Annotated in this window: 6 protein-coding genes and 1 pseudogene; 4 read left to right on the top strand and 3 right to left on the bottom strand. The window is 67.6% G+C overall.

Annotated elements, in window-relative coordinates:
• Positions 1 to 576, bottom strand: a 576-nt coding sequence (locus tag JMF90_RS24245) for a LysR family transcriptional regulator (protein WP_201325517.1), incomplete at its 3' end; no start/stop codon positions are given.
• A 135-nt stretch (positions 577 to 711) separates the two neighbouring features.
• Here JMF90_RS24245 and JMF90_RS24240 point away from each other — a divergent pair.
• From JMF90_RS24240 to JMF90_RS24230, 3 genes are read left to right on the top strand one after another with little or no spacing between them, the layout of a single operon-like run.
• Positions 712 to 1,269, top strand: coding sequence for an ester cyclase (locus JMF90_RS24240; RefSeq protein ID WP_201316855.1), 558 nt, complete (start codon positions 712 to 714; stop codon positions 1,267 to 1,269).
• 11 nt (positions 1,270 to 1,280) lie between these two features.
• Positions 1,281 to 2,291 carry a polysaccharide deacetylase family protein gene (locus JMF90_RS24235; RefSeq protein WP_201316854.1) on the top strand — a complete coding sequence of 337 codons (1,011 nt, stop codon included), beginning with the start codon at positions 1,281 to 1,283 and terminating at the stop codon, positions 2,289 to 2,291.
• A 38-nt stretch (positions 2,292 to 2,329) separates the two neighbouring features.
• Entirely contained in the window at positions 2,330 to 3,043 is a 714-nt protein-coding gene (locus JMF90_RS24230) for an SDR family oxidoreductase (RefSeq protein WP_012328364.1), read from the top strand.
• Positions 3,044 to 3,120: 77 nt separating this feature from the next.
• On the opposite strand, the gene JMF90_RS24225 is transcribed toward JMF90_RS24230, so the two are convergent.
• A complete protein-coding gene (locus JMF90_RS24225; protein ID WP_006476194.1) occupies positions 3,121 to 3,762 on the bottom strand; it encodes a CoA transferase subunit B in 642 nt (213 codons plus the stop codon).
• 1 nt (position 3,763) lies between these two features.
• Entirely contained in the window at positions 3,764 to 4,468 is a 705-nt protein-coding gene (locus JMF90_RS24220; RefSeq protein ID WP_012328363.1) for a CoA transferase subunit A, read from the bottom strand.
• 79 nt (positions 4,469 to 4,547) lie between these two features.
• On the opposite strand from JMF90_RS24220, the pseudogene JMF90_RS40220 reads away from it, so the two are divergent.
• Positions 4,548 to 4,857: pseudogene (locus JMF90_RS40220) on the top strand (PAS domain-containing protein); the annotation flags it as partial.

The following is a 4,857-nucleotide window of genomic DNA, read 5'->3' as shown; positions in this document are numbered from 1 at the left end:
GCATCGATGCGCACGCAGCTCGGCCGGATGGGCCGGCCAGCCGTGCGCCGCGAGATAGCCCGGCGACGCGCACAGCACGCGGTGATTCGGCGCCAGCTCGCGCGCGATCATCGTCGAATCGGCAAGATTGCCGATCCGCACGGCGACGTCGATGTCGGCTGCGAGCAAATCGACGACCGCATCGGTCAGCATCAACTGCACGGTCAATTGCGGATGCCGCTGCTGAAATGCCGCGACGAGCGGCGCGATTCGCAGGCGGCCGAGTTCGCCGGGCGCCGTCACGCGCAGCACGCCGCTGACCGTGCCGCGGCGGTCGCGCATCAGCGTTTCCGCATGCTCGACTTCGGCCAGGATGCGCAGCACCTGCGCGTGAAACTGCGCGCCGTCGTCGGTGAGCGTCTGCTGCCGCGTCGTCCGGTGCAGCAGGCGCACGCCGAGCCGCGACTCGAGATGCGCGAGCCGCTTGCTGACGACCGACAACGACAGGTCGAGCTCGCGCGCCGCCGCCGACAGGCTGCCGGCCGACACGATCCGCGCGAAGGTATCGAGCGCGGGGAAATCGTCGATCAGCGTCATGGCGCCCGCCTCACCCAAACCTTTCCTTTTTTCGAAGAATCCATTCGCTTCTTGCCCGTATTTGCATTCAGAACGGAAACCTACCATACCTGTTCCGCGTCGTCGCATGACGCTCTTCACAGGACCCTTGCAACCATGTCGATCCGCCTTCGTTCAGCCGCCCGCCCTGTCGCGCACGCCTTCGCGGCAGCCGCTTGCGTCGTGGCGCTCTGGCCCGCCGCCGCCCGTGCCGCCGATCTCGTCGCACCGCACAGCCTGACCGTCGCGGCAGGCTTGCCGGCCGCGCAGGCCCGCGCGCAAATCCTGGCCGCGCGCCGCTACGGCAGCTTCTGGAATACCGGCGACCCCGCGCTCGCCCGCGCGGCGCTCGCCGACGACTTCACCGACCGCACGCTGCCGCCTGGCCGCGAACAGGGCCTGCCGGGGCCGCTCGCGGCGTCCAGCACGATGCGCGGCGCGATCCCGGACCTGCGCTGCGACATCGAACAGATGATCGTCGCCGGCGACCGGGTCGTCGTGCACCTGCATTTCCGCGGGCATTTCACCGGGGCGTTCAACGGAACGGCCGGGCACGGGCAGGCAATTGACTTCATCGCGACCGATATCTACCGGATCGACCACGGCCGGATCGCGGAAAACTGGCATATCGAGGACAACCTGACGCTGATGCGTCAGCTCGGGCTCGTCGGCTGACGGAGGGGACGATGACTCACGGTAACGACACGCCCGCGACGCCTCTGCCGCGTCGCACCTTCCTGGCCCAGGCCGGCGCCGGGCTCGCGGCCGGCGTCGCGCTGGCCGCAGGCACGTCCGTGCGTGCCGCCGCCGCGATGGTGCCGGCGCCCGCGATACCGGGCGCCACGCCGTTCTGGCCGGACGGCGCGCGGCTCGTGATCTCGATCTCGATGCAGTTCGAGGCGGGCGGCCAGCCCCCCACGGGCGCGGACAGCCCGTTTCCGGCCGTCGCATTCCCGCCGTCGGTGCCGGCCGATCTCGCCTCGGCCACCTGGTTCGCGTATGGCTACCGGGAAGGGATTCCGCGCCTGCTCGACCTGTGGGACCGGCACGGCGTGAAAGTGACGTCGCACATGATCGGGGAAGCCGCGCGCCGGCACCCCGAACTGGCGCGCGAGATCGTGTCGCGCGGCCACGAAGCCGCCGCGCACGGCCCGACGTGGCGCGCCCAATTCGCGATGAGCCGCGACGACGAGCGCCGCTTCCTGACCGACGCGCGCGACATGGTCGAAGCGGCGACCGGCCAGCGTCCGACCGGCTACAACTGCAACTGGCTGCGGCGCGGGCCGCAGACGTTGTCGCTGCTGCAGGAACTCGGCTACACGTATCACATCGACGACGTCAGTCGCGACGAACCGTTCATCGAGACCGTCGACGGTCGCGATTTCGTGGTGGTCCCGTACACGCTGCGCAACAACGACATCCTGCTGATCGAAGGCCGCCACTACTCGCCGACGATGTTCGTCGAGCAGATCAAGCTCGATTTCGACCAGCTGTACGCGGAAGCCGGGCAGCGGCGCAGACTGATGTCGATCAGTGCGCACGACCGGATCAGCGGCACGCCGCAGATGGTCCGCGCGTGGGACACCTTCCTGCACTACGCTCGATCACACCCGGGGGTCGTTTTCATGCGCAAGGACGACATTGCGCGCTTCGCGCTGCACAGCCCGTCGACGCTGCGCGAGACCGAAACGATCTGACCGGATTCCGTTCAACTCACCACCCAGGAGAGACTTTCATGGACGATCTGCTCCACGGAAAGACAGTACTCGTCGTCGGCGGCAGCTCCGGTATCGGCGCCGCCACCGCAGCAGCATTCGCGCGGCGCGGCGCGCGGGTGACGATCGCTTCGCGCGATCCACGCCGGTTCGACATCGACGCCCTGCCGGGCGCGCACGTGCGGACCGAAACGCTCGACATCACCGATACGGCGGATGTCGATGCGTTCTGCGCACGCGCCGGCCGGTTCGACCACGTCGTGATTTCTGCCGCGAAGACGGCCACGGGCGCGGTCCGTGCGCTGCCGCTCGCCGACGCGCAGGCAGCGATGGACAGCAAGTTCTGGGGCGCCTACCGCATCGCCCGCGCGATCGATATCGCGCCCGGCGGCTCGCTGACGTTCGTGTCGGGCTACCTCAGCGTGCGGCCGAGCGCGTCGTCGGTCCTGCAAGGCGCGATCAACGCGGCGCTCGAGGCGCTCGCCCGCGGGCTGGCGCTCGAGCTGGCGCCGGTGCGCGTGAATACCGTATCGCCCGGCCTGATCGCGACGCCGCTGTGGGACAAGCTCGCGCCCGACGCACGTGACGCGATGTACGCCGGCGCCGCCCAGCGGCTTCCCGCACGCAGGGTCGGCCAACCGGAGGATGTCGCGAATGCGATCCTGTATCTGGCGGCCACGCCTTATGCAACCGGTTCGACGGTCCTGATCGACGGCGGCGGTGCGATTGCGTGACGCATGCGCGTGATGACAAAACGCCCCGCGCTCCGTCAGGAACGCGGGGCGTCGAGAATGACGCACCAGAGTAGTGCTCAGGCCACGGCGCTGACGTCGAGCGGTGCGCCCGTCTTCGCCTGGATCTCGTCGGCGCTCACGCCGTCGGCCAGTTCGAGCACCTTCAACCCGGCCGGCGTCACTTCGATCACGCCGAGATCGGTGATGATCAGGTCGACCACGCCGACACCCGTGAGCGGCAAGTTGCATTCTTCGAGGATCTTGTGCTGGTCGCCCTTTGCGACATGCTCCATCAGCACGACGACACGCCCCACCCCCGCGACGAGGTCCATCGCGCCGCCCATCCCCTTGATCATCTTGCCCGGGATCATCCAGTTCGCGAGGTCGCCCTGCTTGCTGACCTGCATCGCGCCGAGGATCGCGAGGTTGATGTGGCCGCCGCGGATCATCGCGAACGAATCGGCCGACGAGAAGATCGACGAACCGGGCAGCGTCGTGACGGTCTGCTTGCCGGCGTTGATCAGATCGGCGTCGACTTCGTCCTCGGTCGGCGACGGACCGATGCCGAGCAGGCCGTTCTCCGACTGCAGCCACACCTCGACGCCTTCCGGCACGTGGTTCGCGACGAGCGTCGGCAGGCCGATGCCGAGGTTCACGTAGAAGCCGTCCTGCAATTCCTTCGCCGCGCGCGCGGCCATCTGGTCACGATTCCAGGCCATGTCAGTCTCCTTTCGCGCGTACGACGCGTTGTTCGATGCGTTTTTCGGGCGTCGCGTTCAGCACGATGCGCTGCACGAAGATCCCCGGCGTATGGACCTGATCCGGATCGAGCGCACCGTTCTCGACGATCTCCTCGACTTCGACCACGGTGATCTTGCCGGCCATCGCGCACATCGGGTTGAAGTTGCGCGCGGTGCGGCGGTAGATCAGGTTGCCGGACTTGTCGGCCTTCCACGCCTTGACGAGCGCGACGTCGGCCGTCAGCGACGGCTCGAGCACGTAGTGGCGATCGCCGAACTGGCGCGTTTCCTTGCCTTCCGCGATCACGGTGCCGTAGCCGGTATTCGTGAAGAACGCGGGGATGCCCGCGCCGCCCGCGCGCAGCTTTTCGGCGAGCGTGCCCTGCGGCGTGAATTCGAGCTCGAGTTCGCCGGCCAGGTACTGGCGCTCGAACTCCTTGTTCTCGCCAACGTACGACGAGATCATCTTCTTGATCTGGCGCGTTTCCAGCAGCAGGCCGAGGCCGAAACCGTCGACGCCCGCGTTGTTGCTGATGCAGGTGATGCCCTTGACGGCCGAATCGCGCAACGCCGCGATCAGCGCCTCGGGAATCCCGCACAGGCCGAAGCCGCCCACCGCGAAGGTCTGTCCGTCACGGACGATCCCCTCCAGCGCGGCAGCCGCGCTTGGATAGACTTTGTTCATCTGTTGTCCCTTCCTCTATGGAAACCAGCAAAACCGGTTCACGCGCCACGTGGCGCAAGCCCGCCGCACCATTCTATGCATGCGCGGCAATGCCTGCGTCGAAGCACGCTGTTTTTATGTCGCGACACACCGCCGCGAGATGCCTGAAAGGGTACGATGCGGCGCGGATGCGGCACAATACGCAAAAATACATAAGCATTTCCCTCCGCCTGCCTGCGCCATGCCCGATCTCGATTACCAGACCGCCTTCCACCTCGCGCCGCTCGGCCTCGTGCTGTCGCGCGACCGCGTGATCGAGGACTGCAACGACGCGCTCGCGTCGATCTTCCGCTGCGCGTGGGCCGACCTGATCGGGAAATCGTACGCGGTGCTCTACCCGTCGACGGACG

Origin of the sequence: Burkholderia sp. E168m23 (genome assembly GCF_016586125.1) — a bacterium.
GTDB lineage: Bacteria > Pseudomonadota > Gammaproteobacteria > Burkholderiales > Burkholderiaceae > Burkholderia > Burkholderia orbicola.
This window is presented reverse-complemented; position numbering and strand designations above follow the sequence as displayed.